The 25,951-nt window shown below is 32.6% G+C and carries 32 protein-coding genes; all 32 read right to left on the reverse strand.

Annotation, left to right across the window (positions count from 1 at the left end; genetic code table 11):
• Positions 1 to 46: 46 nt before the first annotated feature.
• Positions 47 to 754, reverse strand: a complete 708-nt coding sequence (rpsB, locus tag THEWI_RS06790) for a 30S ribosomal protein S2 (protein WP_003869145.1) — start codon at positions 752 to 754, stop codon at positions 47 to 49.
• 143 nt (positions 755 to 897) lie between these two features.
• Complete coding sequence (locus THEWI_RS06795) at positions 898 to 1,182, reverse strand: hypothetical protein (protein ID WP_004396200.1); 285 nt, start codon at positions 1,180 to 1,182, stop codon at positions 898 to 900.
• Between the two features lie 13 nt (positions 1,183 to 1,195).
• Positions 1,196 to 2,560: a DUF342 domain-containing protein gene (locus THEWI_RS06800; RefSeq protein WP_014062896.1), complete on the reverse strand. Its 1,365-nt coding sequence runs from the start codon at positions 2,558 to 2,560 to the stop codon at positions 1,196 to 1,198.
• A 15-nt stretch (positions 2,561 to 2,575) separates the two neighbouring features.
• Complete coding sequence (locus tag THEWI_RS06805) at positions 2,576 to 3,316, reverse strand: FliA/WhiG family RNA polymerase sigma factor (RefSeq protein WP_014062897.1); 741 nt, start codon at positions 3,314 to 3,316, stop codon at positions 2,576 to 2,578.
• An 18-nt stretch (positions 3,317 to 3,334) separates the two neighbouring features.
• On the reverse strand, positions 3,335 to 3,823 hold the full coding sequence (locus tag THEWI_RS06810; RefSeq protein ID WP_004396197.1) for a chemotaxis protein CheD: 489 nt from the start codon (positions 3,821 to 3,823) through the stop codon (positions 3,335 to 3,337).
• On the reverse strand, positions 3,813 to 4,430 hold the full coding sequence (locus THEWI_RS06815) for a chemotaxis protein CheC (RefSeq protein ID WP_019907682.1): 618 nt from the start codon (positions 4,428 to 4,430) through the stop codon (positions 3,813 to 3,815). The genes THEWI_RS06810 and THEWI_RS06815 overlap by 11 nt, the downstream gene beginning before the upstream one ends.
• Positions 4,431 to 4,435: 5 nt before the next feature.
• A complete protein-coding gene (locus THEWI_RS06820) occupies positions 4,436 to 4,861 on the reverse strand; it encodes a chemotaxis protein CheW (protein WP_004396195.1) in 426 nt (141 codons plus the stop codon).
• Positions 4,862 to 4,876: 15 nt separating this feature from the next.
• Complete coding sequence (locus tag THEWI_RS06825) at positions 4,877 to 6,859, reverse strand: chemotaxis protein CheA (protein ID WP_014062898.1); 1,983 nt, start codon at positions 6,857 to 6,859, stop codon at positions 4,877 to 4,879.
• The gene (locus THEWI_RS06830; RefSeq protein ID WP_003866725.1) at positions 6,849 to 7,433 is read right to left on the reverse strand and encodes a CheB methylesterase domain-containing protein; all 585 of its coding nucleotides are present in this window, start codon (positions 7,431 to 7,433) and stop codon (positions 6,849 to 6,851) included. Before THEWI_RS06830 ends, THEWI_RS06825 begins: the two co-directional genes overlap by 11 nt.
• A gap of 3 nt (positions 7,434 to 7,436) precedes the next feature.
• A complete protein-coding gene (locus THEWI_RS06835; RefSeq protein WP_014062899.1) occupies positions 7,437 to 8,066 on the reverse strand; it encodes a flagellar brake protein in 630 nt (209 codons plus the stop codon).
• Positions 8,063 to 8,917 carry a MinD/ParA family ATP-binding protein gene (locus tag THEWI_RS06840; RefSeq protein ID WP_003869154.1) on the reverse strand — a complete coding sequence of 285 codons (855 nt, stop codon included), beginning with the start codon at positions 8,915 to 8,917 and terminating at the stop codon, positions 8,063 to 8,065. The genes THEWI_RS06835 and THEWI_RS06840 overlap by 4 nt, the downstream gene beginning before the upstream one ends.
• A 3-nt stretch (positions 8,918 to 8,920) precedes the next feature.
• Complete coding sequence (locus tag THEWI_RS06845; protein WP_014062900.1) at positions 8,921 to 9,946, reverse strand: flagellar biosynthesis protein FlhF; 1,026 nt, start codon at positions 9,944 to 9,946, stop codon at positions 8,921 to 8,923.
• Positions 9,936 to 11,957, reverse strand: a complete 2,022-nt coding sequence (gene flhA / locus THEWI_RS06850) for a flagellar biosynthesis protein FlhA (protein WP_014062901.1) — start codon at positions 11,955 to 11,957, stop codon at positions 9,936 to 9,938. Before flhA ends, THEWI_RS06845 begins: the two co-directional genes overlap by 11 nt.
• 10 nt (positions 11,958 to 11,967) lie before the next feature.
• Positions 11,968 to 13,059 carry a flagellar biosynthesis protein FlhB gene (gene flhB, locus THEWI_RS06855; protein WP_006570400.1) on the reverse strand — a complete coding sequence of 364 codons (1,092 nt, stop codon included), beginning with the start codon at positions 13,057 to 13,059 and terminating at the stop codon, positions 11,968 to 11,970.
• Positions 13,056 to 13,838 (reverse strand): flagellar biosynthetic protein FliR, encoded by a 783-nt coding sequence (gene fliR / locus THEWI_RS06860; RefSeq protein ID WP_014062902.1) that lies wholly within the window; start codon positions 13,836 to 13,838, stop codon positions 13,056 to 13,058. The genes flhB and fliR overlap by 4 nt, the downstream gene beginning before the upstream one ends.
• Before the next feature lie 6 nt (positions 13,839 to 13,844).
• The gene (fliQ, locus tag THEWI_RS06865; protein ID WP_014062903.1) at positions 13,845 to 14,114 is read right to left on the reverse strand and encodes a flagellar biosynthesis protein FliQ; all 270 of its coding nucleotides are present in this window, start codon (positions 14,112 to 14,114) and stop codon (positions 13,845 to 13,847) included.
• Positions 14,115 to 14,127: 13 nt separating this feature from the next.
• Positions 14,128 to 14,793, reverse strand: a complete 666-nt coding sequence (gene fliP / locus THEWI_RS06870; protein WP_003869160.1) for a flagellar type III secretion system pore protein FliP — start codon at positions 14,791 to 14,793, stop codon at positions 14,128 to 14,130.
• Complete coding sequence (gene fliO, locus THEWI_RS06875) at positions 14,790 to 15,167, reverse strand: flagellar biosynthetic protein FliO (RefSeq protein ID WP_004396189.1); 378 nt, start codon at positions 15,165 to 15,167, stop codon at positions 14,790 to 14,792. Before fliO ends, fliP begins: the two co-directional genes overlap by 4 nt.
• Before the next feature lie 10 nt (positions 15,168 to 15,177).
• Complete coding sequence (locus THEWI_RS06880) at positions 15,178 to 15,537, reverse strand: response regulator (protein ID WP_003866715.1); 360 nt, start codon at positions 15,535 to 15,537, stop codon at positions 15,178 to 15,180.
• Positions 15,538 to 15,556: 19 nt separating this feature from the next.
• Complete coding sequence (gene fliY, locus THEWI_RS06885) at positions 15,557 to 16,684, reverse strand: flagellar motor switch phosphatase FliY (protein WP_014062904.1); 1,128 nt, start codon at positions 16,682 to 16,684, stop codon at positions 15,557 to 15,559.
• On the reverse strand, positions 16,677 to 17,675 hold the full coding sequence (fliM, locus tag THEWI_RS06890; protein WP_014062905.1) for a flagellar motor switch protein FliM: 999 nt from the start codon (positions 17,673 to 17,675) through the stop codon (positions 16,677 to 16,679). Before fliM ends, fliY begins: the two co-directional genes overlap by 8 nt.
• A 15-nt stretch (positions 17,676 to 17,690) precedes the next feature.
• Positions 17,691 to 18,098 carry a flagellar basal body-associated FliL family protein gene (locus tag THEWI_RS06895; protein WP_003869164.1) on the reverse strand — a complete coding sequence of 136 codons (408 nt, stop codon included), beginning with the start codon at positions 18,096 to 18,098 and terminating at the stop codon, positions 17,691 to 17,693.
• Positions 18,095 to 18,292: a flagellar FlbD family protein gene (locus THEWI_RS06900; protein ID WP_003869165.1), complete on the reverse strand. Its 198-nt coding sequence runs from the start codon at positions 18,290 to 18,292 to the stop codon at positions 18,095 to 18,097. Before THEWI_RS06900 ends, THEWI_RS06895 begins: the two co-directional genes overlap by 4 nt.
• A 48-nt stretch (positions 18,293 to 18,340) precedes the next feature.
• Positions 18,341 to 19,594, reverse strand: a complete 1,254-nt coding sequence (flgF, locus tag THEWI_RS06905) for a flagellar basal-body rod protein FlgF (RefSeq protein WP_014062906.1) — start codon at positions 19,592 to 19,594, stop codon at positions 18,341 to 18,343.
• An 80-nt stretch (positions 19,595 to 19,674) separates the two neighbouring features.
• Complete coding sequence (locus THEWI_RS06910) at positions 19,675 to 20,043, reverse strand: TIGR02530 family flagellar biosynthesis protein (RefSeq protein ID WP_003869167.1); 369 nt, start codon at positions 20,041 to 20,043, stop codon at positions 19,675 to 19,677.
• 9 nt (positions 20,044 to 20,052) lie between these two features.
• Entirely contained in the window at positions 20,053 to 20,448 is a 396-nt protein-coding gene (gene flgD / locus THEWI_RS06915) for a flagellar hook assembly protein FlgD (protein WP_014062907.1), read from the reverse strand.
• Between the two features lie 15 nt (positions 20,449 to 20,463).
• Positions 20,464 to 21,819 carry a flagellar hook-length control protein FliK gene (locus THEWI_RS06920; RefSeq protein WP_014062908.1) on the reverse strand — a complete coding sequence of 452 codons (1,356 nt, stop codon included), beginning with the start codon at positions 21,817 to 21,819 and terminating at the stop codon, positions 20,464 to 20,466.
• 17 nt (positions 21,820 to 21,836) lie between these two features.
• Positions 21,837 to 22,415 (reverse strand): MotE family protein, encoded by a 579-nt coding sequence (locus THEWI_RS06925; protein ID WP_014062909.1) that lies wholly within the window; start codon positions 22,413 to 22,415, stop codon positions 21,837 to 21,839.
• Positions 22,416 to 22,427: 12 nt separating this feature from the next.
• Complete coding sequence (gene fliJ, locus THEWI_RS06930) at positions 22,428 to 22,871, reverse strand: flagellar export protein FliJ (protein WP_003866705.1); 444 nt, start codon at positions 22,869 to 22,871, stop codon at positions 22,428 to 22,430.
• A 5-nt stretch (positions 22,872 to 22,876) separates the two neighbouring features.
• On the reverse strand, positions 22,877 to 24,187 hold the full coding sequence (gene fliI, locus THEWI_RS06935) for a flagellar protein export ATPase FliI (RefSeq protein WP_003869171.1): 1,311 nt from the start codon (positions 24,185 to 24,187) through the stop codon (positions 22,877 to 22,879).
• A complete protein-coding gene (locus THEWI_RS06940) occupies positions 24,180 to 24,950 on the reverse strand; it encodes a FliH/SctL family protein (protein ID WP_003869172.1) in 771 nt (256 codons plus the stop codon). The genes fliI and THEWI_RS06940 overlap by 8 nt, the downstream gene beginning before the upstream one ends.
• Positions 24,943 to 25,950 carry a flagellar motor switch protein FliG gene (gene fliG / locus THEWI_RS06945; RefSeq protein WP_003869173.1) on the reverse strand — a complete coding sequence of 336 codons (1,008 nt, stop codon included), beginning with the start codon at positions 25,948 to 25,950 and terminating at the stop codon, positions 24,943 to 24,945. Before fliG ends, THEWI_RS06940 begins: the two co-directional genes overlap by 8 nt.
• Position 25,951 lies beyond the last annotated feature (1 nt).

Here is a 25,951-nt window from a genome sequence, read left to right on the forward strand (position 1 = left end):
AGTGGTAAGGAGCTTTGCCTTTTTCCTTACCACTAGACAAAAATTTTCACTCTTCTGAAGCAGCAAATTGTTCACCTTGATTGCCTTCAATCACTGCATCTGCAATTTTTGATGTAATAAGCTTGACAGCTCTTATAGCATCATCATTTCCTGGAATAGGATAATCGATTAGCTCAGGATCGCAATTGGTATCTACAATAGCTACAATTGGTATTTCCAAGCTTCGAGCTTCTGCCACAGCGATAGCTTCTTTTTTGGGGTCAACTATGAATAAAGCAGAAGGCAGAGACTGCATATTCTCTATTCCGCCCAAAAATTTCTGCAATCTTTCCTTTTCTTTCCTAAGTTTTATTACCTCTTTTTTAGGAAGAACATCAAAAGTTCCATCTTCCTCCATTTTTTTGAGTTCTTTTAATCGTTGAATCCTTCCTCTAATTGTTTTAAAATTAGTTAGGGTTCCACCTAACCATCTTTGATTTACATAAAACATACCACATCTTTCTGCTTCTTCCTTAATAGAATCCTGAGCCTGCTTTTTGGTCCCAACAAAAAGAATAGTGCCTCCTTCCATGGCCAACTTTTTGACAAATTCATAAGCTTGTTCTAGTTTTTCTACCGTTTGTTGTAAATCAATGATGTAAATTCCATTTCTTTCTGTAAAAATATAAGGAGCCATTTTAGGGTTCCATCTTCTTGTTTGATGACCAAAATGTACCCCTGCCTCTAATAACTGCTTCATTGAAATTACCGACATACATCCACCTCCTATGGTTATTCCTCCGCCTAAATCCTCTTGCAAAAAGACCTTTTCAGGCACCCTTTTTGCAATCATTAGGCGTGTGTTATTGACTGACAATGAATACTATATTATATATTTTACTAAATGTCAATATATTATCACACTTTTATGTCTAGATGGCCTATGTTTTTTTTACGTTTTTTATCCTTATCTTTTTCCTGCTTATTTTTCTGTTCAGAGTTTCGACGATCTTTTATAAGAGTTTTTTCTGTTTTCTCGAGTTCATTAGGCTTTGTCTTCTTTATTTCATTTTCTCTATTAGAAAGGGTTGTTATTTGCTGAGAATAAATGACAGGCTTTTGAAGGTCAATTTGTTTCAAATTTCCTACCTCTACAGTACGGGGTAGAATAGATTTTAAATCAATAGGGGCATTGGAGGACATAAAATTCATCTCCTTATTTTAGAGGAAAAAATTTTATTTCTTCCTCATTTTTTATAAACATAGCATATTTAATAGGTTCTTGTATTTTTAAAGTCACGTCATCAATGACGAGTTTAGTTCCTGGAAATATTGTATCAAAAACTTTTATAATTCCAATACTAGAACTTTTTATTTCCTCCTTTAAAGAATTTAATTCCTCACTTAGACGATGATTTAGAGAAATTAAATCTTGGAAAGATTTTTTAGCTTTATGATAAATCTCTTCTTTATCAGGAGGTAAGTTTTCGATTTTTTCTATGTACTTAAGAATTTTTCCTATTTTTTCTAATTGAGCATTGTTTTGTTCTATTTGACAAGTTAATTCCGCTATTTTCAGTCTCTTTTGAGGCAGTATACCTACTTGTAATTCTGTATACGTTCCCATTTTTGAACCAATATTTGCCGCTGAAATTTCTCTTGCAGCTACAATTTTACTGCCAATAATTTGGCTTTTATTTCCCAAAAGTTTTACACTTCCTCCTGCTTTTACATCGCAATAAATTATCGCTTCACTGTATATATCTTCTCCGGCTTCTACACTGCAGTTTTGTAAATACTTTGCTGTAATATTTCCTTCTGCGATAATTTTTGCCCTTCCAGCGCCCTGTACTCCTTTATGAATACTGATATTCCCTTTTGCTATTATAGTGGCTGCTTCCACTACTCCAAAAATTTCTATATTACCTTCACTTTCAACAGTAAAACCTGATTTAACATTTCCAGTAATTTTTACACTTGCTACCGTTTTTATGTTTCCTACAGAAGTGTCGACTTCTTTTACTTCCAAAAGAGTATGTACTTCTATTTTGTTGTTTAAAACCACAATATGGCCATCTACAGCAGCTACAAGCTTATCCTCATCAATATAAGTATTTTTTCCAAGAGGAAGTCTTACATCTTTGCCGCCTAGAGCATCAACTTTTTGTCCAAAAACATTAATTCCTGGTTGTCCTTCAGTAGGATTTATTTTTCGAGCTATTATTTGGCCCTTTTTAACGTTTTTAAACAAGTCCAAATTTTTATAGTCTACACTTCCGTCCTCCAAAATTTTTGGGGTTGCAACCCTTTCTACGTCTATCTCAAAAATTATCTTTCCATCTTCTCCATTTATAGGCTTTTTACCTTCTGCAATTAATACACCTTTTACCTTTTTCAAATCTTTACAAATATTATCTATAACATCGAATTTTATTCCATATACTATATTATGTTTTGCTATTTCTTGTAATAAAACTTCTTTATTAATACTAATGCCATTGGGGTCTTCAATTAAAGTCAAATAGGCTTGTTGTTTATCTCTTGACACGTCAACAAGTACTTTATACTTTTTTTCATCCATTTTAAAGCCCCCATTTTAAAAGTATTCGCCTAACATTTCCCTTATCCTTTTAATAGCTTTTGTATGAATTTGTGATATTCTAGACTCTGTTAAATTCAATATTTTGCTTATGTCTTTGTAGTTTAAATCTTCATAATAATACAATGTTATAACTAATCTTTCCTTATCTGGTAAACTCTCAATAGCACTTGCTAGCTTTCTTTTTAGTTCTTTGTACAATACTTCTTCTTCTGGATTTTTTAATTCTACATTTGAAATAGCATGTAATTTTAAATTATTTTCAATAGCTTCCTCTAAAGAGTTAATGTTAGAAACATTGATATAGCTTAAAGTCTTTAAAACATCTGTTTCATTTAAGCCGCAAGCTTCTGTTATTTCTTCAACTGTAGGTTCTCTATTATATTTTTGTTGAAGTGTTTCTACGGTTTCTTCTATTTTTTTGTACTTCTTTTTGAGGCTTCGAGGCATCCAATCTTTTCTTCGCAAATAGTCTATTATTTCTCCTCTTATTCTTAAAGTAGCGTAAGTTTCAAATTTTACACCTTTACTAGGCTGATATTTTTCAATTGCATCGATAAGGCCAATTACTCCTTGATTTATTAAGTCTTCATATTCAGATTGAGTAATATCAGAAATAATGAGTTTTTTAACAATATGTTTGACAAGTGGCATATACTTGATTATTATTTCATTTCGTAAATTTGGGTCTTTATTAGAATTATAAGTTTTCCATATATCCTCCTCCGCTAATGACATACAAAATTCCCCCAATTTTTAAATGTATTTAATTCCATAGCCAATAGTTTTAACTAACAGTCTTCCATCTTCAGAATAAAACTCAATAGTCCTTCCATAATTTCCACCTATATCTTCTGCAACGATTGGTATGCCAAGTTTTCCTAGCACTTCTTTAGTAGCAATAGCATTTCTTTCTCCTATGTTCATAATGTCAGAATTTATTTTAGAAGAGAACATTTGCGCTCCTCCAGCAATTTTGCTAATCAACCTTTTAGGATTAGCACCTAATTTTACCATTTCTTCAATCAAAATTTGGATTCCGGTGTCGGCAAATTTAAGTTTGTTGGAATTATCAGACATTTTGTTACTATAAGGTAACATAATATGTACTAGTCCTGATACTTTTGTAATTGGGTCATAAAGAACAATTCCCACACAAGACCCCAGCCCAATAGTTGTAAGAATTCCTGGGCTTTGTGTGACCTTCGCATCTGCCATTCCAACCCTGTAAATCTTATTTTCCATTCACTTCAACTCCAAGTGCTTTTAGTATTAAATCAAAAGAGATAATATCTGGTATTAAGAAGAAATCACCTTTTATAAGTCTTTCACCCTCTATAAATTGTGTTTCAATAAACAAAATCTTATCAGAAATTTCTCCATATTTAATAGCCGGAACACTCAAAATTGCTCCTGCCATATCTATACTTATTGCGGGAGGTGAAATTTTCATATTTAAAGAAGTAAGAGTAGATAATGAGGCTACATAGCTACCCGCCATAATATTTCCTATTTCTTCTAAAGCGGATTTTTCTAACTCATCAAATTCTTCTTTTACTTCCAATCCCATGAGGCTCCAAATAAGAGAAGCAGCGCTTTTTATATCAAGTGCAAAAAGAATATTACCCTTTACATCTCCATCTAGATCGAAATAAATACCAACAATGATCGTATCAGCAGAGCCAAATATATCTGATACTTCTTGAAAATCTAGAATTTTTACCTTTGGCACTTGCATGTCCACTTTTTTGCCAATCATTGTTGAAAGAGCAGTTATAGCATTTCCTGCTCCAATATTTCCTAATTCTTTTAAAATGTCTAAGTACATTTCATTTAATCGGTTAATATCCACATTTCTCACACCCTGACATCTAATAATTTTTTTAAATCTAAAATGAGAAATACCTTATCTTTAATTTTTCCTACTTTGCTGACGAATTTTCCAAATTCGTCAGAAGCCTCATTAAAAACCAAGTTATCAATATCTTCTTCTGCAATATCAACCACTTCATTAGCATTATCTACAATCATGCCTACTAACATATCGTAAGCCTTTAAAACCACAATTCTTGTATCTTCATCGTACTCTTTTTCTGGTAAACCCAATTTTGCTCTTAAAGAAATCACAGGAATTATTTCTCCTCTTAAATTTATAACGCCTTTTACATGACTTTCAGTCTGAGGAACTCTTGTTATAGGCATTACTTTTTCTATAGTCTGCACTTTTTCTATGTTTATTGCATATTCTTCCTCATCAATTTTGGCGATAACATATAGGCTCAAAATTCTCCCTCCCTGTTAAAACAAATTGTTGGCATCGACAATCAAGGCCACTTGGCCATCTCCCAATATTGTAGCTCCTGCAATAACTTTGACATTAGAAAGATACTTCCCTAATGGTTTTATGACTATCTCTTGCTGACCAATTAATTCATCTACAGTACAGCATGCTAAATTTTCGCCTTTTTTGATAATTACACACACCAAATTTCCATTATTAGAAATCTTTTTGGTTTCTAATACTTCATTTAATCTTATTATTGGAATTACCTTTCCTCTAAAAAGAACTACTTCCTTTCCTTGAACATTGTGTATTTCTTCCTCTTTTTTATGAACTATTTCTGAAATTGAATTAAGGGGAATTGCAAATTTTTCATCTCCTACTTTTACTAATAAAGCTTGTATAATTGCTAAAGTAAGAGGAAGTTTAATTATAAATTTTGTTCCCTTATTTATTTCTGATAATATTTCAATTGAGCCGTTTAAGGATTCGATTTTATTTTTTACTACATCTAATCCTACGCCTCTGCCAGAAATATCTGTAACTTTGTCAGTAGTGCTAAAACCTGGCCTAAATAAAAGGTCTAAAATTTTATCTTTAGAAAGGTCATTTACTTGCTCAGCGGTGTAAATGCCTTTCTCTACTGCTTTTGCTTTGACTTTTTCTATATCAATTCCTCTTCCATCATCACTAACTTCTATTATGACATTATTACCTTCATGATAAGCTCTCAAATTAATGGTACCTTGTTCTGGTTTTCCTTTTTGCAACCTTTCTTGCGGTATTTCGATACCATGATCAATGGAATTTCTTATCAAATGAACTAAAGGATCACCAATTTCATCTATGACAGTTCTATCTACTTCTGTATCTTGTCCATACATATTGAGAACAATTTTTTTGCCTAACTCATAGGATAAATCCCTTACCATTCTTGGAAACCTGTTGAATACTCTTTCAACTGGTACCATTCTTACCTTCATAACAGCATCATGTAAATTAGTAGTTATTCTCTCTAAATATTCAATAGCACTTACAGTTTCAGAGTTTTTATTATCTGCCTCTAACCCTTCAAGGCGGGTTTTTATGATTATAAGCTCACTTACTAAATTCATTAAATTATCCAATCTGTCTATATCTACTCTTACACTTTTTGAAGTTTTATTATTGCTTTGAGATTTTTTTATGTTCTCAAAACTTTGAGATTGTGAAGAAGATACCTCTTTGACAAATCTTTCCCCTTCTTTATTTAAATCAATGTTTATTAGTTCCACTTCCACGTTGTTGACCTCAGCAATAGACAATAATCTTTTTTCAATACTTTCTTTATCCTCTTTTGTAATGATGTGAACAGTGAAACTATCCTCAAATTTTTCATCTTCAATGTCTTCTACAGAGGGAGAAGAATTTATTATGTCTCCTATTTCATCTAAACTATTAAAGATTATAAAAGCACGAGCGGATTTCATAACACACCCTTTGTCAATATGTACTGTTATTTTATAGGCTTTGTAATTATCTTTTGCTGCCTCTCTTATTATATCTTCTTCGTATACATTTAGTAGAGTATCGCTCCCAGAAGCATTATTTTCCTTTTGTACAATATTTTCTTTGTTTCCAGATTTAGAACTAACACCCGAAAGTAAAAATATCAACTCATCAATAGGTACATTATCTTCTCCTGTTTGTGATATTGAATCTAGCATTTCACTTAAAGTATCTACACACTTAAAAAGAATATCCATGATTGCATGAGAAATATGCAATTGACCATTTTTTACCTCTTGTAATACATCCTCCATTTTATGCGCTAATTTATTCATGTTTTCAAAGCCCATAGTAGCAGCCATGCCTTTTAAAGTATGGGCAGACCTAAAAATCTCATCGATTACTTGCCTATTTTCAGGGTCATTTTCCAAAAGCAATAAATTGCTATTTAAATTTTCTATATGCTCTTGTGATTCTTCAATAAATATATCGATGTATTGATTATTTTCCATAAAATTCCCTCACCTTCTCAATTATTTCTACTGGAATTTTATCCAAAGGAAGAACTTTATCAACAAATCCTGTTTTTATAGCATTGTAAGGCATTCCTTTCGCTAAAGAAGAATTGATATCCTGACATATAATAAAACTTCCTCTCTCTTTTAAAAACTTAAGTCCTTTCGAACCATCACTTCCCATACCTGTCAAAATAACAGCTATTATGCAAGCATTTATTTGGGAAGCACTTATGAAAGTAGCATCAATGGAAGGTTTATAAACAGATTCAAAATCAGTAGAAAGTTTAATTTTTACTTTATCATTCTCTTCAATTAATAATAAATTTTTATCGCCAGGTGCGATATAAGCTACATTTTTCAAAATTTCCTCTCCATCTACTGCTTCTTTTACTTTGAGATTACAACTTTGGTCTAATCTTTCTGCCATCATTTTAGTAAACTTTTCTGGCATATGTTGTACTACAATTACTGAAGCAAAAAGGTCCTTTGGTAAATTTGTCAATATATATTGCAGTGCTTTAGGCCCCCCAGTAGAAGCCCCAATTATAACAAGACAATCATTTTTCATAAATCATTCAATCCCTTTTTGTCTACTTTTTCTCTGTTCTTCAAAGATATAGCTTATAATTTTTTCTCTTACTTTTTCATCAATGTCCACATAACAGAGACCAATTTCATATCCTTTTTCTAATAATTCTTCATATCTCACTACTTTTCCGCTTACTGTTATCTCTTGGTCTAATGTAAAAACACAATTTATGATAGTCCCTACCTCTACTTTTTTATCTACCTTACATCTTAATCCTCCACCGCTTATATCTTGAATAAGGCCTTTATAAACCTTATCTTCTTCTCCACCACTAATAGTATAAGTAAAGGGAATCACTTTTTCTAATCTAAAATACTGTCTCCTTTGCAATCTTTCTACACTGCTTATAGGCATTATTTCTAAAAGAGCAAGTTTTCCAGAAAATCTATTTAAAACCTTGGCATAAAAGGTAAATAAACCTTGTTTTGTAAAATAAATTATTTGAACTATTGAACCTATTCTCACAGGAACTAAATGTCCACTGTATACTGGAGTATCAATTAATATAGTTCCATTTTTAGAAATATCCTGTACTTGAGATGAGTACATATTTTGACCATTGTTTAACCCTAATCTTAATTTCTGCCCTGGTTGTAGATTTATCTGATTCATCTAAATCCTCCTCTATTTATAAGTCTAGAAAAAATACCCCACAACCCCTTGTTTTCTATAGGAGGAGGTTGATTAGCTATTTGAGCTGCAATTTGCAATATCCTTTTTGAGGTTTTACTATTTTCATATTTAAGGACAATGGGATGTTGCTCAATTATACATTCCATCATCTTTTCGTCATTTTCCAAATAACCCAAATCAATCAAAGGAACACCCAAATAGTTTTTAACTACTGCTTCAAACCTCTCATAAATTTTTTTGTATTCATTAAAATTTTTTACCTTATTTATCAGCACATTAATCTTTTTATCTTCACCTACCAGTGAATACTTAATAAGAGTATATGCATCCATAATAGACGTGGGTTCAGGAGTTACTATGAGTAAAACTTCATCGGCCGCTTTCAAAAAATTGCTAATTACGTTATTGAGCCCTGCACCCGTATCTATAATAATAAAATCGGAATAATAGTCTAAAATTTTAATGTTGTTTAGAAAAAGGCTTAAATCTACTCCTTCATTGATAAGGTTGAAATCTCCACCAGAAGATATGTATTTTATGCCTAAAGGTCCTTCGCTTATGACTTCTGTTATCATTTTGTTGTTGTATAAAACATCTAATAAAGTATACTTAGAAGTAACTCCTAATTCAATTTCGACATTTGAAAATCCCAAATCTGCATCAATAATCGTAACATTATAGCCCAATTTTTTAAGCCCCAAAGAAAGATTTACTGAGATACATGTTTTGCCAATGCCGCCTTTTCCACCTGTAATTGTAATAACCCTGCTTCTTTTTATTTTATTTTTTTGGGAAACCAATTTTCTTAAACTTTCAGCCTGGTCCATCATATACTAATTCCCCTTTACTATACTTGAGGCGATAATTTCACTTCCTGCTAAAGTTATATCATCAGGAACTATTTGTCCATTTGTAAAATAAGAAATTGGCCGCCCTGAATAATAAACAGCATTTAAAATGGAACTATAATTATCGGTTTCATCTAATTTTGTAAAAATTAATTTATAATCTCCTGCAAATTCATATCTTTTTATCACTTCCTTTAAATCTTCCGATTTAGTCGTAGCACTCAAGCATAAATAAGTTTCATCACAGTTTGCATATTTAATGAAGGTTTTCAATTCATTTATTCGCTTTTCATCTTTATGGCTTCTTCCCGCTGTATCTATCAAAACAGCATCGTACTTTTCAAGCTCTGGCTGAAGTTTATGAAGGTCAAAAATATTATTTACTACTTTTACTGGCACTCCTAAAATTTCCCCATAAGTTTTCAGCTGGTCTACCGCCGCTATTCTGAAAATGTCTGCTGTAACGAGCATTATATTTTTACCTTCATTCAATATCAAATTAGAAGCAATTTTTGCAATTGTAGTAGTTTTCCCCACTCCAGTAGGTCCAATGAACAAAATTTTTTTGCTTTTTTCAGTATTCAATTTTTGAGGAGGTCCCATAAAAGCCTCTATTCGTTCTTTTAAAATTTTTATTCCTTTATTATCAAATTCATCAATTCCCTCCCCCAATAACTGAGATACTTCCCTTTCTATTCCATAATCTATTAATTTAGAAACTAAAGTTTTCTCCTTAGCTTCTGTAACTGTTCCATTTTTATTGGTAGCTATAGTTTTAATCAAATTTTTAAGTTCATTTATATCATTTTTTGTAATACTTTCTTTAGGTATTACCGGTGGGTAATCTTCTACCGCTGCTACTACTTCCACTTTACTCTTCTTAAAAAGTCCTATAATCCCTCTTTCTTTAATTTTGTTTTGATGAAGTATTACAGCGTTACTTCCCATTTCCGCTTTTATCATTCTTAAAGCTTCTTGATAATCGTTAGCAATATATTTTTTAACTTTCATTTAACCTCACCGTCCCCACCGATGTAACTTCAATATTTGGTAAAAGTTCATTATATGACAAAACAGCAATATCGGGAGAAATTTGTTCTACTAACTTTCTGAGATAAAATCGAGTTACAGGCGCTGTCAGAATTACAGGTTGTCCACCCTTTAAAGTTACCTTTTTTACTAATTCATGGATATTCTTTAAAATCCTTTGTGCCGAAGAAGGCTCCAATGCTAAATAAGAACCATGTTCTGTCTGAGTTATACCAGAGGATATTAACTGTTCAACACTCGGATCTAACGTTATAACTTCAATTTTACCACCTGCAGCATATTTATTGGAAATAGTACGAGCTAAAGCCTGTCTTACATACTCTGTTAAAACATCTGTATCTCGTATAATAGGGGCATAATCAGCTAAAGTCTCTAATATGGTGACTAAATCTCTAATAGATAGCCCCTCTCTTAAAAGGTTAGAAAGCACTTTTTCTATTTCACCTATTGTTAAAAGCTTAGGAACTAATTCTTCTATTAAGGCAGGATTTGTAGTTTTTACATTGTCAATTAAACTCTGCACTTCTTGCCTTCCTAAAAGTTCATGGGCATGCTGTCTTATAATATGAGTAAGGTGAGTAGCAATGACAGAAGGAACATCTACTACGGTATATCCTCTTGCCTCAACCTTTGACCTTTCGTTTTCATCTACCCAAATTGCAGGCAATCCAAAAGCTGGTTCTCTTTCTCGAATTCCAGAAATATCTTCATCTATTTCTCCGGCAGTCATAGCCATATACCTATCAACGTATACCTTGCCTCTGGCAATTTCATTTCCTCTAATCTTTATGACGTATTCATTTGGTTTTAATTGAATATTATCTCTTAAACGAATCATTGGGACCACAATACCCAAATCAAGAGCAATTTGTCTTCTTATCATGACAATTCTATCTAACAATTCTCCACTTGCAAGAGGAATCAATTCATAACCAAATTCCAGTTCAATAGGGTCAACTTGCAATAATTCATATACTTTCTTAGGATCTCTTATATTCTCTAACTCTTTTATGTTTTCTTCTTGTTCTTCTTCTTTTACTGTTACTTTTTGAGTCCCTGCAAATCCAAGATATGCAAACAATGAACCCATTAAGATAAGTGGGAGTTTAGGTAAAAGAGGTACTAATACCAATGCGAAGAGCAACCCAGCTGCTATTTTCAGAATTCGAGGCTGATTGAAAAGCTGCTTTATTACATCCCCTCCTAAATTTGATTCAGAAGCTGAACGAGTGACAATCATTCCAGTAGCAGTTGATATTAAAAGTGCTGGTATTTGATTTACCAAACCCTCGCCTACTGTTAAAACAGTATAAGTATTTAAAGCCCTATTTATATCCATCCCCTTCATTACCATTCCGATAATGAGACCTGCAACAATATTTATAATTATAACAATTATAGAAACAATTGCATCGCCTTTGACAAATTTACTAGCACCATCCATTGCCCCATAAAATTTTGCCTCTTGCTGTATTTCTTTTCTCCTCTCACGAGCTTCTTTTTCTGTTATAAGACCTGCGTTTAAATCAGCATCTATTGCCATTTGCTTTCCCGGCATTGCATCCAAAGTAAATCTTGCTGACACTTCAGATACTCTCTCTGCTCCTCTGGTTATGACGATAAATTGTACAATTGCAATTATCAAGAAAATAATAAATCCGACAACTGGATTTCCACCTATTACAAAACTTCCAAAGGCCTGTATTACGCCACCTGCATAGGCATTGCTTAAAATAAGTCTCGTACTCGAAATGTTAAGAGCCAGTCTCAGAAGAGTAGTTATTAATAATATAGAAGGAAATATAGAAAAATCTAAAGCATCTTTTACATACATAGTAGTTAAAAGTATTATTATAGACAAAGTTATGTTAAATATTAATAAAAAGTCCATGATAACAGGTGGTACAGGAATTATTATGAGCAAGACTATTCCTACTACAAAAAGAACCACAGTAAACTCAGAGGCTTTCAAATTATCCCTCCTATTCTCCCTTTAAGCTGTAGACATAAGCCAAAACTTCAGCTACAGCTTGATAAAGCTCTGGTGGAATCATATCTCCTATTTCAGTAGACCTATACAGCGCTTGAGCCAATGGCTTATTCTCTACTATAGGGATATTTAACTTCTTAGCTTCTTCTTTTATTCTGAGGGCGATCATATCCTGTCCTTTAGCTATCACTACAGGTGCATCATTGACATTGCTATCGTACATAAGAGCAACAGCAAGATGAGTTGGGTTTGTTATTACGACATCTGCCTTTTTTAAGTCTTGCATCATTCTTCTCATAGAAACTTGTCGCTGCTTTCTTCTTATCTCTGCTTTTATCTGTGGGTTTCCTTCTGTCTCTTTAAACTCTTCCTTTATGTCCTCTTTACTCATTTTAAGACTTGTTTCATATTCTCTCCACTGGAAGAAATAATCTAACGCTCCAAGAACAATAAGTACAATTCCTATTCTAATAGTAATTCCCAAAAGTATGTTTAAAGCGTATTTTAATATATCTTGAACTGACATATCAAGAAGCATTGGTATACCTTTATATTGAGAAGCTAAAAAAGAGTACATTATATAGAAAAGAACTGCCACTTTAGCAATAGATTTAGCTAATTCTACTAATGCTCTTTTTGAAAAAATTCTCTTAAAGCCCTCCACAGGATTTAATCTTTCGAATTTAAAGGCAAGGGGCTCGGTTGTAAATACAAAGCCTACTTGAAGATAAGTTGATGCAAGAGAAACGACAAAAATCAATAAGATTATAGGCATAATTATTGATATTGCTTGCTGCAAGACGTATGTAAACAGATTTCGTATACCTACTACGTTAAAAACATCGTCATTAGCTCCAGAATAAGTATAAAGCAAATATTTTATTAAAGCCATCATTTTTCCTAAAGAAGGCATTGCAAGTATATTTACTGCCAAAAAACCTGCTACAATTACTAAAGCAGAAGTTATTTCCCTACTTTGGAAGACTTGCCCTTTTTTTCTTGCATCTTGTCGCCTTTTAGGCGTAGCTGGTTCAGTTTTTTCTTCAGCAAACAATTGTAAATTTATTTTACTCAAAACTATCACCTTGTCATAAATTTCATCAATCTAAAAATGTCAGCATTCATTCCACTAAACATAAAATCTATAATTGTCAGGTACATCGGCAACATAATAAGCAAAGTAAAGATTCCAACAAAAATCTTCGCTGGCATTCCTATCATAAAGACGTTAAGCTGAGGTATAGTACGGGAGATTATTCCCAGAGTTAAATCTGTCAAAAGAGTTGTTAAAATTATAGGAGCACTTATTCTAAAACCTAATATAAACATATCAGAGACCATTTTTGCTAAGACCTGAGATATACCAGATAAATCAAAAGCAACTTTCCCAATAGGAATTATATCAACGCTTTTAGCCAACATTGTAAATAAGGTATAATGGCCATTCATAAGCATGAAGATAAGGATTGTCAAAATATATATGAAATTTCCCATTAAAGGAACTTGGGTTTCACTATGAATGTCTAAAATGTTTACTAGTCCAAAACCCAACTGATAATCAATTAGCTGACCGGCTAAATGTATAGCACTGAAGGATATCATAGATGCCAGCCCTATCACGAGTCCAACAATGAACTCAGATATGACAACAATAAAGTAATCTAAAACATTATTTATTTGCAAATTCACTGGTCCCATGGTATCAAAAACAATTACTGCAGCAAAAAAACCTAAACCTATTTTAAAAGTAGTAGGAACATTTTTTGTACCAAAAAAAGGTGTAAGTATAAAAATGCCAAGCATTCTGACGAAAAGTAATATAAAAACTTGAACATTTTGAAGTAAATACTGAATTATATCCATTTTACATCACTTTATAAAATTATTAATATTTAAAAACAACCTTTGAGTGTAGTTGACCAAAGTAGTAAGCATCCATGGCCCAAATAGAATTAGACTTATAAGTATAGCGACAATTTTAGGAACAAAAGATAAAGTTTGTTCCTGAATTTGTGTAGTAGCTTGAAAAATGCTAATTAAAAGTCCTACCCCTAATGCTACTGCTAATAAAGGAGTAGCAACTTTTAAGGCAATAGTTAAAGCTTCTCTTCCTATATCTATAACCATTCCCGTATTCAACTTGTTTCATCTCCTATCTAAAACCTAAAATCAAAGATTTTACAACCAGGTTCCATCCATCCACCAAAATAAAAAGTAACACTTTAAAGGGAAGAGATATCAAAACAGGTGGCAACATAAACATACCCATTGACATTAAAACACTGGCGACTACTATATCAATTATTAAAAAGGGAATGTAAATTATAAAGCCAATTTCAAAAGCAGTTTTTAATTCACTGATGATAAAAGAAGGAATGACCACTCTCATGGGAAGGTCTTCTGCATTATTTACTTTAATTTTAGCTAAACTTACAAAAAGATTTAAATCACTTTGCCTTGTTTGCTTCAACATAAAATTTTTCAATGGTTTGATAGCATTTTGATACGCTTCCTCTTGAGTTATTTTTCCTTCAGTATAAGGTTTAATAGCATTATTGTTGATATCTTGCCCCACAGGAGCCATTATATACAGGGTGAGAAACAACGCCAAACCAATTAGCACTTGATTAGGAGGCATTTGTTGAAGTCCTAACGCGTTTCTCAAAAAAGACAGCACAACTACTATGCGAGTAAATGAAGTCATCATTATCAAAATAGAAGGTGCCAAAGTCAAAACTGTCAGCAGAAGAACTATTTGTAGGCTTGTAGCTATATTTGAAGGAGCTGTTACCGATGAAACCCAATCTCCTAAATTCATTTTTGCTCACCATCTTTTTTAGACAAATATCTGTTTTTTAGCTGTTTTAATCTCTCTATTGAAATATTCAAATTTGTCACAAAATCTTTATCATTAGTTAGAACTTTTATATCTTCTTTATTTATCTCTGTAAGATAAGTTATATTGTTGTTACTCACACCTATAAGAAAAAATTTGTCTCCTACCTTCACTATATATAAACCTTTATCTCTACCTAAAATAATATAGTCTATCACCTGTAAATTAGTAGAGCGAGTATATCTTAAAGTACTTTGTCCTATAAATCGGGTTATATAGAAAGCCGCTCCAATTACTAAAAGGAAAGCAATTAAATACCATATCAATTGAAAAACATATTCTGTGCCATTAGACACTTTAAGCGCCTCACTTCAACAATTTTTTAATAGCTTCCACTACTCTATCAGGTTGGAAAGGCTTTACGATAAAATCTTTTGCTCCTGCTTGAATTGCCTCGATAACCATAGCTTGTTGCCCCATAGCAGAGCACATTATTATTTTTGCATTGGGATCCTTTGCACGGATTGCCTTTACTGCTTGTATTCCATCCATTTCCGGCATAGTAATATCCATAATAACCAGATCTGGATTTTCTTGAAAATATTTTTCTACTGCTACAGCACCATTTTCGGCTTCTACTACACTCCCTAAATTGTTTTTTGAAATAATATCTTTAATCATCATCCTCATAAAAGCAGCATCGTCAACTATCATTATTTTGCTCACAAATGATTCCTCCTCATCTTTATTCTATATTGCTAATTCTTTTGCTTTGATGAACAATATCTATAATTCTAACCCCAAAATTCTCATCAATTACCACTACTTCCCCTTTAGCTATGTACTTTCCATTTGCCAAAATATCTACTGGCTCACCTGCCAATTTATCCAATTCAATAATAGAACCTTCACTTAATTCTAAAATATCTTTTATAAGTTTTTTAGTCTTGCCTAATTCGACAGTAATAGTAAGAGGAACATCTAAAATTAAATCTAAATTTTCTTTATCTTTTTTGCCTTTAGAAGAAGAATCTTCGTCAAAGCTTTGAAAAACTACAGGACTTACATTGACTTTCTGTTCTTTCTTGGTAACTTTCCCCCCTGGTGATATATTATTAGCTGTTTCGACAATCTTTTCATCATTTTCTATTATAACATTAGAACTCTCTTCTTGGAAAGTCACTTCTGATGGTTTTTCTTCATTTTTCGACAAAACACTTTGCACTAGTTCCTTAGCAAAATCAAGAGGCAAAAGCTGCATAATTTCACTATCGATTATTTCTCCTACTTCCATTTTAAAGGCAATTTTTACTACATCGCCTTCCGGAAATGAAATATCTGTTGGCAAAGAGGCAGTAAAATCGACAATAAAAGCTTTAGGCGGTGAAATATTTATAGTTTTATTGAGAAGGGTAGAAAGGGAAGTAGCAGCAGAACCTATCATTTGGTTCATGGCTTCTCCTATTGCACTTAAATGCAGATCAGTAATTTCTCCATCTTCTACTTTTCCTTCTCCCCCCATCATCAAATTTGTCATTTTAAGTACATCTTCTTTTTTTAAAATAAGAAGGTTATGACCTTTTAGTCCTTCCGTGTACTCTACTTCAACACCCACGTAAGGAATATTAAATTCCTTTTTCAACTCTTCCCAAGATAATACTGAAACTTTTGGAGTAGTAATAGTAACTTTATTTCTCAATAAAGTATATAAAGTAGTGGCTGAAGTGCCAAAACTTATATTTCCAATTTCACCCAATATATCTTTTTCTTCTTCTGTCAATTCTTTTAAATTTGTAACTTGGTTTTCAGTAGATTCCTCCGTTAATCCCTTTAATAGTGCATTTATTTCCTCTTGTGATAAAAAGTCATTCACTTTCTTCATCTCCTTTGTAAATAACTTCTGTTATTCTTACACTGTATTTGTTATTTTTGATTCCAGGTATACCTCTAAATTTGACTTTTTTATCGATTATTATATCTACAGGCTCTTTGAAATGTTTATCTAACATAATTATATCTCCTATTTCAAACTCCAAAAATTCTTTTACAGTAATGGTTGTAGAACCAAGTTGAGCAGTAAGAGGTATATAAGTTTTGCTTATTTTACTCTTTATAAGTTCCGGATTTACCTTATCTTCTTTTTTCATACTAGAAAACCAAAATTTTGTCGTTAATTTGGGTACAATAGGTTCTAATGTCAAATGAGGCATACAAAAATTCATCATTCCTTCTGTTTCATTGATTTTTATAGATAAAGTACACAAAGCTACAGTCTCATTAGGAGATATTATTTGAGCAAACTGCGAATTAGTTTCTACTCTTATTAAAGAGGGATTAATATCTAATATATTACTCCACGGTTCCTTGAAAAGTGGAAGTATTTGTTTTACAATTTTAGTCAAAAGGCTAATCTCGATCTCAGTGTAATCCCTATCCAAAAGCTCGCCTTTTCCCATTCCTCCCAAAATTCTATCAAGTATTGCATAAGTAGTATTATTATTAAATTCCAAGAGAAAAGGGCCTTCTAAAGGAGCTGCATCAATAATAGCAATGAAAACTGGATTGTTTAAAGAATTACTAAACTCATAATAAGTCAGCTGGTCAACAGAGACCACTGTAACATTTACTATTGTTCTCAAATATCCTGACAAAAAGGAAGTTAGAGACCTTGACAAATTTTCAAAAATCATTTGAAGAGTTCGCAGTTGTTCTTTTGAAAATTTATTAGGCCTTCTAAAATCGTAATTTCTTATCTTTTTACTTTTAGTTTCTTCTGCTTTTTCAATTTCTTGGACATCTAACCCACCCGAACTAAAAGCTTTTAATAGTTCATCTATCTCGCTCTGCGATAATATTTCAGCCAAAAGACCCCCTCCTCCCTATTGAACAATAAATTCATCAAAATATACATTTACAATTTTTCCTTCACCTATTATTTTATTTATCTCATTTTTTATATCGTTTTTTAACTTCTCCTGTCCTTCAGGCCCTTCCACATCTTGTTCTGTTTTTCCTCTTAAAATTTGGATTATCAAATCTCTAATCTGGGGGTTCCTCTCTTCTAAGGTTTTTAAAATATTTTTATCTGCAACTTGCAACTCTATTGTTGCCTTGACAAATTTTCCGTCTCCCTTTAAATTAGTTATAAATTCTCCGCCAGGAGAGTAATTATAATAGGTGATTTCTTTAGGTTTGTTAGTAAATGCAAAATTATTAAAATATACGAAAGCAATACCAAACGATAAAACTGCCGCAACTACTGCTATAAGAATCGTCTTTGTATTCATTCTAACACCTCTTTAGTGAAAATTTTTTGCTTATATTCTATGACTCTTTGTATAATTTCCTCTGGCGTTTCTTTTACAACTATTTTTTTACCAGTGGTAAGGCTTATGACCGTATCTGGTGTTCTCTCTATGAATTCAATTAACTCAGCGTTGACAATGAATTCTTCATTATTAAGACGGGTAACATAAATCATAATTTTCCTCCATTACATCTGCTGGGCACAAAGCCCAGCAGACTATAATTATCTCTTCATATTAACAAGGTCTTGCAATATTTCATCAGAGACAGTTATAACTTTCGCATTAGCTTGAAAACCTCTTTGAGTTACAATCATATCTGCAAATTCATTAGACAAATCTACATTAGACATCTCTAAGGTTCCAGGATTTATAGAACCCCTTGTACCTGTACCAGCTGCTCCTATCATTGGTTCTCCTGAGTTTACTGTATTAATAAACATGGTATTTCCTATCTTCTCTAATCCCATGGGGTTTTGAAAATCTGCAATAGCAATTTGCCCAATTATCTGTCGGCGACCGTTGGAATATATACCTGATACAACTCCATATTTGTCTATGTTAATGTTCTCCAAAGAACCCGCTTCATTTCCATTTTTACTGAGTTCTCTCAAATCGGTCTCACTTGAGAACATAGTAAGTTTTGAAAGGTCAAGTGAAACAGGACCAATAGTTGCGTTTGTCATATTACTATCCATATTAAAAGTCAGGGTACCAGTTGCAATTCTATTTCCACTTTGATCTGGCGCAATTTTCCCCTCAGAATCAAAAGTAAGAGTACCTGTACCATCGATAGATGAAATTGCTGGATCAGAAGAGGATACTTTCCAATCCCATGAATTTGCCGCTTTTCTAGTAAAAGTGATAGTTGCTACATGACTTCCTCCTTGAGAATCATATACAACGATATTATAGCTTATATCTGCATCTATTGCTGTTGAAGCATTTAGATTTCCTCCTATTTCTAATTGTGTAGTCGCTACCGGGTCTATGCTTGACCAATTTTTAAGGCTTATTGGCACTAAATTTCCTGTATCAGTGTTTACTGTTTTCCCATCTGTTGACATCCAACCCAAAACTTTATATCCATCAGGTGTTACTAAATCCCCGTTAGAGTCAAAGCTAAAGTTTCCTGCCCTTGTATACAAATTTGCTCCTCCATTGGAGACAATGAAAAATCCATTTCCATCAATTGAAAGGTCTGTAGGATTATCTGTTCTTTGAGCACCGCCTCTTGTAAACAACGTGTCAATTGAAGCTATAGCTACTCCCAGACCAATCTGTTGAGGATTAGTTCCACCGCCATTTCCTTGAGGCGCAGAAGCCCCTTTTATCGTCTGACTAAATATTTCTTTAAAAGTCATTCTGCTGGCTTTATATCCAACAGTGTTGACATTTGCTATGTTATTTCCTATTACATCCATCCTTGCTTGATGAGCTTTCAACCCTGAAACTGCAGAATACATTGACCTTAACATTTTTTCTCCTCCCTTTATTTTCGGTGCTGCTCGCTTTCTCTGTCAGTCAAAAGCGATAAGCCCCCTCGTTAAGGTCCGGCTTAAATTATTACAGCACCGTCTATATTTGTAAAAACACTATCTTTTAACATTTCTCCATCCATTGCCGTTATAACCGTCTTAGACTTTAAATTTACTACAAAGGCTTTGTTATCTATTATGATTAGAGAATCCTTTATTCCTTTTTGGTTAGCTTTGTTTACTGCCTCCAAAAGCTTTTGATATTCTTTCTGCGTAATTTTAACATTTCTCATTTCCATCCTCATAAGTGAATGCTTTGAAAATTTTAGTTCATCAATTTTTTCATTTAAAACTTCTTTGAAGGCTGTAGAAGTTCCATTGTTACCTGCTACTCTCTGGGCTAAATAATTGACATTTAGGTTTTGAGGGATTTTCACTATCTCAGACATTTTATCACCTCATTCCGAAACAGCTGTCACAGCATCCACTGGCACATCTATGCCGTTCACTTGTAAAAAGTATTCTCCATTTTGCTTATAAACAACATCTACTTTTCCTGTCACAGTTCGAGAATTTCCATTATTGTCAGTAATGGTAGCATATATATTTTTGCCTATCAAATTTATAGCTCTTACCGCATTAAAGCTGCTATTCATGTTTTGCATTTGTTCTAACGTTGAAAACTGTGCCAATTGTGCAATAAATTCTCTATCATCCATTGGCTTTAAAGGATCTTGATTTTTTAGCTGGGTGACTAAAAGTTTTAAAAAATCATCCTTTCCCAATTGGTCTTTTGATGTTGTTACTCTGTTAGTGTAAACAGTTGTAATATTGTAATTAGTATTTATATCCACAATATTCCCTCCTTTCTACGCTTTTACGTCAATATGGTCTTGTGAAATCTGATAATTTTGTGGTGGCAGATCTATCTCTTCTGTTTGTGGAAGTTCATAAACTAAGTAATTGACATATCCTTTTTGCATATTTTGCTGCTTTGATGCATCGTTATAACCTTGCTGGCCATTGTATTGAGAAGTAAATTGCATATTTTTGTCTACTGTCACATTAAAACTATCTATTTTAATTCCTTTTAAATCTAACTGACTATTTAAAATTGCTAAATTAGATTCAATCTGATGTTTTAACTTCTCGCTGTCTGTTATTATGGTAGCGATGATGTTACCATCTATAGATTTAAGGTTAATTTGAAGTTTCCCTAAAAATTCTGGTTTTAATTGTATACTAATAGTCGAAGAAACTTCATTTTTTGAAAGAATTATGTTGTTTATTATTTGGTCAAAAATTTGAATTTCAGGTTTTTGATGGAACTTAGAGTTTTGTTGTATTAATTGATTATCAAAGATTTTTGTGTCGTGTTTTAAAAATGCAAAGTCATTTTGTTGAAACAACTGATTTTGCTCAAAATCTCCGTCTTTCTTAATTGCAAAGAATTCGTTATTTGAATTTGATGGTAAATTTTTTGATTTTGTACTGTTATCCTTACTGACTGTACTCAAAAGACGCTGTGAATTTAATTGAGCCAAATTCTCATCTTCTTCTTTAACTTGTGTCAAATTATTTTTTCCTTCTTTAGCATTAGAGGATTGTAAACGAGAAACGTACATATCTGATTCTTGTACTTTCGCAATTTCCCCATCAGGATTTTTATTTTTATAGAGACTTAAAATTTCTTCAAAATTGCCGGTTTTAATAGCGTTAGCTATTGTATCTGATTGCAATTTGATGCCGAAGTTTTTCTCTAAAAGTTGGCTAATTTTTTGAGAGATTTTGTCAATATCCAAATTTTTGCCTTGAAAAAAATTCTGCAGCAGTTGTCCCACTTCTTTTTGAAAAACTCCAACCAATTCCTGAGAGCCAACTGACTGTTGTTCGCCCTCCCTCATTTGTCCTGTTACGTTTAAAGTATTTATTAAGTATTGCAGCCAATTAAAAACATCTTTAATCAGCGTATCTTCTATATCAGCAAATTTTGCGTCTTGACCTTCTTCGATGTTTTTATCTTTCTCGATTTTGGAGGACAGAGTTTCACCATTTTCTTTAACAGCTAACTGCAATTGTTGATTTAACACTTTTGAAAATTTAGGAGGACTATCTCCTCTGGTAGCTAAGTTTTTTTGTGAATTTGTAGCTGCTTTGATTCCATCAGGTTTTACATTCACTACTGCAAATGGCAACAATTCAGTATCAAGTAGTATTCCACTCAATCCCTCTCACCTCCTTTCTAAGGAATCATTGTAGCATTTTTTAAAAGAATATTAGTTATTTTAGCTGCTTTATCTGCTTTTAATGACTCTAATATTTTTGATGCACTGTCTTTATTCATGTAACTTAATATTTTTATTACATCTTCATCTGACATGTTGTTAAAAATTTGAGCTGCATTTTGAGGGTCCATGTTTTGATAATAAGTAGCTATATCTTTTAAACTAGCTTGCTTATTTTCTAACTGTTGTTTTAAAGTACTACTTTCATTCTGTATTTTCTCTAATTCTGCTTTTAAAGCATTAATCTGGTCATCTTTTTCTTTTAACTTAGCCTCATAGTCAGCAATTTGTTGTTCCTTTGCTTTTAATTCATTAGTAAGTTTTGCTATTTCTGCATTTTTGTCCTGGACTGATGGCTGAGAAATCAAGCCTTTTAAAATCGGAACTTTTGATAACTGTTTTGTTAGATAGGTTTGACTTCCCCCTATATTAAAGTAAATTATCGCAGCCATGCCCCCTATAATCACTAGCAAAAGTATTAAAAATATTAGCCTCGTTTTTGGCCGCTTTTTCACTTGTGTTTCTTCATTTTGCATATGGTTATCCTCCTAATAGGATTTAGCTACTCTAAAACTTATCTGCTCATCTATCACCTTATTTTGCTCTAAGTTCAATAGATATTGATATTCAGTGAATTGCTTTTCTCTTAAATTCTCTAATGCCTTTTTTTCTTTAGAAATCTTTAAAAGATTTTCTCTTACTAAGTCAGCATCTTTTTCTAATTTTTTTATAAGATTTCTCTTGTCTTCAATCATCTGTTGTATTTTTCTTACATAAGCATCAGACTCGGCTATTTTAAGAGCTGTAGTCCCTTTACTTATTTCATCTTTTCTCTCTTCTAAAACCTCATTGAGATGCTTAGTCAGATTATGTAATTTTTCCTTTTGTAAATTTATTTCTGCCATAATTTTAGACAATCTCTCTTTTTCTATCTTCTCTGACTGTTCTTTCAAATTTAATACCGGCTGCAAATTAAATTCAAATTTTTTCATGTTTATCACCTTTTAATAGATTCGTATAAAAGTTGTTTTGTAGTTTCAAAGTCATAAGATTCGTCTATTCTCTGCCTTAAGAAACTATTCATTTTTTCATTTAGCTCAATAGCTTCATCAATTTTAGGATTACTGCCAAAATTATATGCTCCTATATTTATTAAATCCTCCGCTTCTGTGTAAGTCGCCAAAATATCTTTAAACCTCGCTATTAGTTCTTTATGTTCTTCTGTAATTATGTCATTTATCACCCTGCTAACACTTGCTAATACATCAATAGCAGGATAATGGTTTTTATTAGCCAGTTTCCTTGACAAAACTATGTGCCCATCGAGTATACCCCTTACTGCGTCAGCAATTGGCTCATTCAAATCATCCCCATCTACTAGCACAGTGTAAAGAGCTGTAATAGAGCCTTTTTTAGAACATCCAGATCGTTCTAAAAGCTTAGGTAAAACTGAAAAGACAGAAGGAGTATAACCTCGTGAAACAGGAGCTTCCCCTATAGAAAGCCCTACTTCTCTTTGAGCCATGGCAAAACGAGTTACTGAATCCATCATCAAAAGAACATCTAACCCCTGGTCTCTAAAATATTCAGCTATAGCAGTTGCAGTCATAGCGCCTTTTACTCTTATAAGAGCTGGAGTATCAGAAGTAGCTACTACAACTACAGATTTTTTTAAACCTTCTTCCCCTAAATCTTTTTCTAAAAATTCATTTACCTCTCTTCCTCTTTCTCCTATAAGAGCTATTACATTTAAATCAGCTTTAGCATTTCTTGCCATCATACCTAATAACGTACTTTTTCCTACACCACTTCCTGCAAAAATACCAATTCTCTGCCCTTTGCCGCAAGTAAGTAGTCCATCTATCGCTTTTATACCAAGAGGAATGACTTCTCTAATTCGCTTCCTTTCTAAAGGATCAGGCGGCACATTATTAATAGGAATAGATTTTTCAAATTTTATCGGTCCTTTGCCATCTATAGGATTGCCCAAACCGTCTAATACCCTTCCAAGAAGTTCATTTCCTACGTTAATTCTAAGTGTTTGACCTGTAGCTATCACTTTGCTGCCTGCTCCTATTCCCTCCATATTCCCTAAAGGCATGAGATACACTTTTTCTTCTTTAAAACCTACAACTTCTGCCAAAATTGTATTTCCGTTAATAGTCTTGATATTACATATTTCTCCTATGTTGGAAAGAGGCCCTGTACTTTCGATTGTTAATCCTATTACTTGAGAAACTTTTCCATAATATTGAATTAGCCTTTTTTCTTGAAGAACTTTTTTATATTTATCTAACATATTACTCATTTAGCACACCCACAAATAAGTTTTTTAAAGCTTTAAGTTGTGTACTAACACCAGAGTTTATCACTCCAGAATTTGTTTCAATTACACAATCTCCTTTTTTTAATGATAAATCTTTTAAGATATTTACATCATCTAAAAACTCTATGTCTTTAAGAATTTTGTCTTTGTTTTTAATACAGTGTTCATAATCCTCTTCACTAACCCTTACCGTGACTTTGTCAAAAGCATTGTAGTTTTCCATTCCTTTTTTGATGAGGTTCAATATTATGTCTTTGTCCTCTTCCACATATTTACCTACAATTTTTTCTACCGCATGCAAAATTACATTTACAATATCATTTTCTGCTTCTTTATACATTCGTTGTTTTTCTTTAATAATCTCTTCTTTAATAGTCTTTGCTTCTTCTATTATAGCTTTAGCCTCTTCTTCTCCTTTTTTGTATCCTTCTTGATATCCTGCAGTATATCCAGCTTGATAGCCCTTTTCTTTATACTCTTCTTCAATCTTCTTAGCTTTTTTCTCTACTTCTATTAAGATTTTTTCTACATCTTCCTTAGTCTTCCTAAGTATCTCTTGCTGGACTTGTCTCGCCCTTTCTATTATTTTCTTTGCTAAATCCGCACTTTCTTTTTTTATATCCTCTCTTTGTTCTCTCAATTCAATTACTTTCTCCACTTTTTCTTTGTAATTGCCATTTTCCACAATTCTTAAAACCACGGGAGAGGAAAGATTTATTTCCCGTTGCTTATATATCCTATACAATAATTTCGTCCCCTCCTCCTCGTGATATTACAATCTCTCCTGCATCTTCTAATTTTCTTATGATATTTACAATTCTTTGCTGTGCTTCTTCTACATCTTTTAATCTTACAGGTCCCATATATTGTATGTCTTCTTTTATCATATCAGCAAGTCTCTTAGACATATTACTATAAATAACTCTTTGAACTTCCTCGCTGGAACCTTTAAGTGCAAGAGCAATATCGTGATTGTCTACTTCTCTCAATACTCTCTGTATAGATCTGGAATCCAATGTAACAATATCTTCAAATACAAACATCCTCTTCTTAATTTCTTCTACTAACTCAACGTTTATAGTCTCAAGAGTATCCAAGATATTTTTCTCTGTACTCCTATCTACAGAATTTAGTATATCTACAATTGTCTGAATACCGCCTGAAGAAGTATAATCTTGTGTAACCAAAGAAGATAGTTTTCTTTCTAAAATCCTCTCAACTTCTTTTACTACTTCAGGAGAAGTGCTCTCCATTGTCGCTATTCTCATAGCCACTTCTGCCTGTAAGTTTTCAGGTAGTGATGATAAAATTGCTCCTGCTTGTTGAGGTTTTAAATAGGACAAAATCATCGCAATAGTCTGAGGATGTTCGTTTTGTATAAAATTTAAAACTTGAGATGGATCCGCTCTTCTTATAAAATCAAAAGGCCTTACTTTTAAAGAAGAAGTCAATTTATTGATAACTTCAAAAGCTTCTTGAGCACCTAAAGCTTTTTCTAAAACTGCTTTTGCATATTCTATTCCACCTTCTATTATGTACTCTTGCGCTACGCACATGTTATAAAATTCATCTATAACTTTTTGCTTCTCTTCAGGAGTAAGATTTCGTATACTAGCTATTTCCAAAGTTAATTGTTCAATTTCATCTTCCCTTAAATGCTTATATATTTGAGCTGAAAGGTCAGGGCCTAATGCAATCAAAAGCATTGCGCTTTTTTCCCTACCTGTAAGTGCACCTCTCGCCACA

The sequence above is a fragment of the Thermoanaerobacter wiegelii Rt8.B1 genome, assembly GCF_000147695.2.
In the GTDB taxonomy this organism is placed as follows: domain Bacteria; phylum Bacillota; class Thermoanaerobacteria; order Thermoanaerobacterales; family Thermoanaerobacteraceae; genus Thermoanaerobacter; species Thermoanaerobacter ethanolicus.

Coding starts and splice junctions, on each gene's coding strand:
- THEWI_RS06835 (WP_014062899.1), bottom strand. CDS start 8,066: ATGAATCAGATAAATCTACAACCAGGGCAGAAATTAAGATTAGGGTTA.
- THEWI_RS06900 (WP_003869165.1), bottom strand. CDS start 18,292: ATGATTTATGTTACCCGTCTTAATAATGAAGAATTCATTGTCAACGCT.
- fliI (WP_003869171.1), bottom strand. CDS start 24,187: ATGAGTAATATGTTAGATAAATATAAAAAAGTTCTTCAAGAAAAAAGG.
- THEWI_RS06810 (WP_004396197.1), bottom strand. CDS start 3,823: ATGGAAAATAAGATTTACAGGGTTGGAATGGCAGATGCGAAGGTCACA.
- THEWI_RS06840 (WP_003869154.1), bottom strand. CDS start 8,917: ATGATGGACCAGGCTGAAAGTTTAAGAAAATTGGTTTCCCAAAAAAAT.
- THEWI_RS06800 (WP_014062896.1), bottom strand. CDS start 2,560: ATGGATGAAAAAAAGTATAAAGTACTTGTTGACGTGTCAAGAGATAAA.
- THEWI_RS06895 (WP_003869164.1), bottom strand. CDS start 18,098: ATGAATACAAAGACGATTCTTATAGCAGTAGTTGCGGCAGTTTTATCG.
- THEWI_RS06925 (WP_014062909.1), bottom strand. CDS start 22,415: ATGCAAAATGAAGAAACACAAGTGAAAAAGCGGCCAAAAACGAGGCTA.
- fliJ (WP_003866705.1), bottom strand. CDS start 22,871: ATGAAAAAATTTGAATTTAATTTGCAGCCGGTATTAAATTTGAAAGAA.
- fliR (WP_014062902.1), bottom strand. CDS start 13,838: ATGGATATAATTCAGTATTTACTTCAAAATGTTCAAGTTTTTATATTA.
- THEWI_RS06825 (WP_014062898.1), bottom strand. CDS start 6,859: ATGGAAAATAATCAATACATCGATATATTTATTGAAGAATCACAAGAG.
- THEWI_RS06830 (WP_003866725.1), bottom strand. CDS start 7,433: ATGAAAAATGATTGTCTTGTTATAATTGGGGCTTCTACTGGGGGGCCT.
- flgF (WP_014062906.1), bottom strand. CDS start 19,594: ATGTTAAGGTCAATGTATTCTGCAGTTTCAGGGTTGAAAGCTCATCAA.
- THEWI_RS06805 (WP_014062897.1), bottom strand. CDS start 3,316: ATGTCATTAGCGGAGGAGGATATATGGAAAACTTATAATTCTAATAAA.
- fliP (WP_003869160.1), bottom strand. CDS start 14,793: ATGAATTTAGGAGATTGGGTTTCATCGGTAACAGCTCCTTCAAATATA.
- THEWI_RS06845 (WP_014062900.1), bottom strand. CDS start 9,946: ATGAAAGTTAAAAAATATATTGCTAACGATTATCAAGAAGCTTTAAGA.
- THEWI_RS06910 (WP_003869167.1), bottom strand. CDS start 20,043: ATGTCTGAGATAGTGAAAATCCCTCAAAACCTAAATGTCAATTATTTA.
- THEWI_RS06795 (WP_004396200.1), bottom strand. CDS start 1,182: ATGTCCTCCAATGCCCCTATTGATTTAAAATCTATTCTACCCCGTACT.
- rpsB (WP_003869145.1), bottom strand. CDS start 754: ATGTCGGTAATTTCAATGAAGCAGTTATTAGAGGCAGGGGTACATTTT.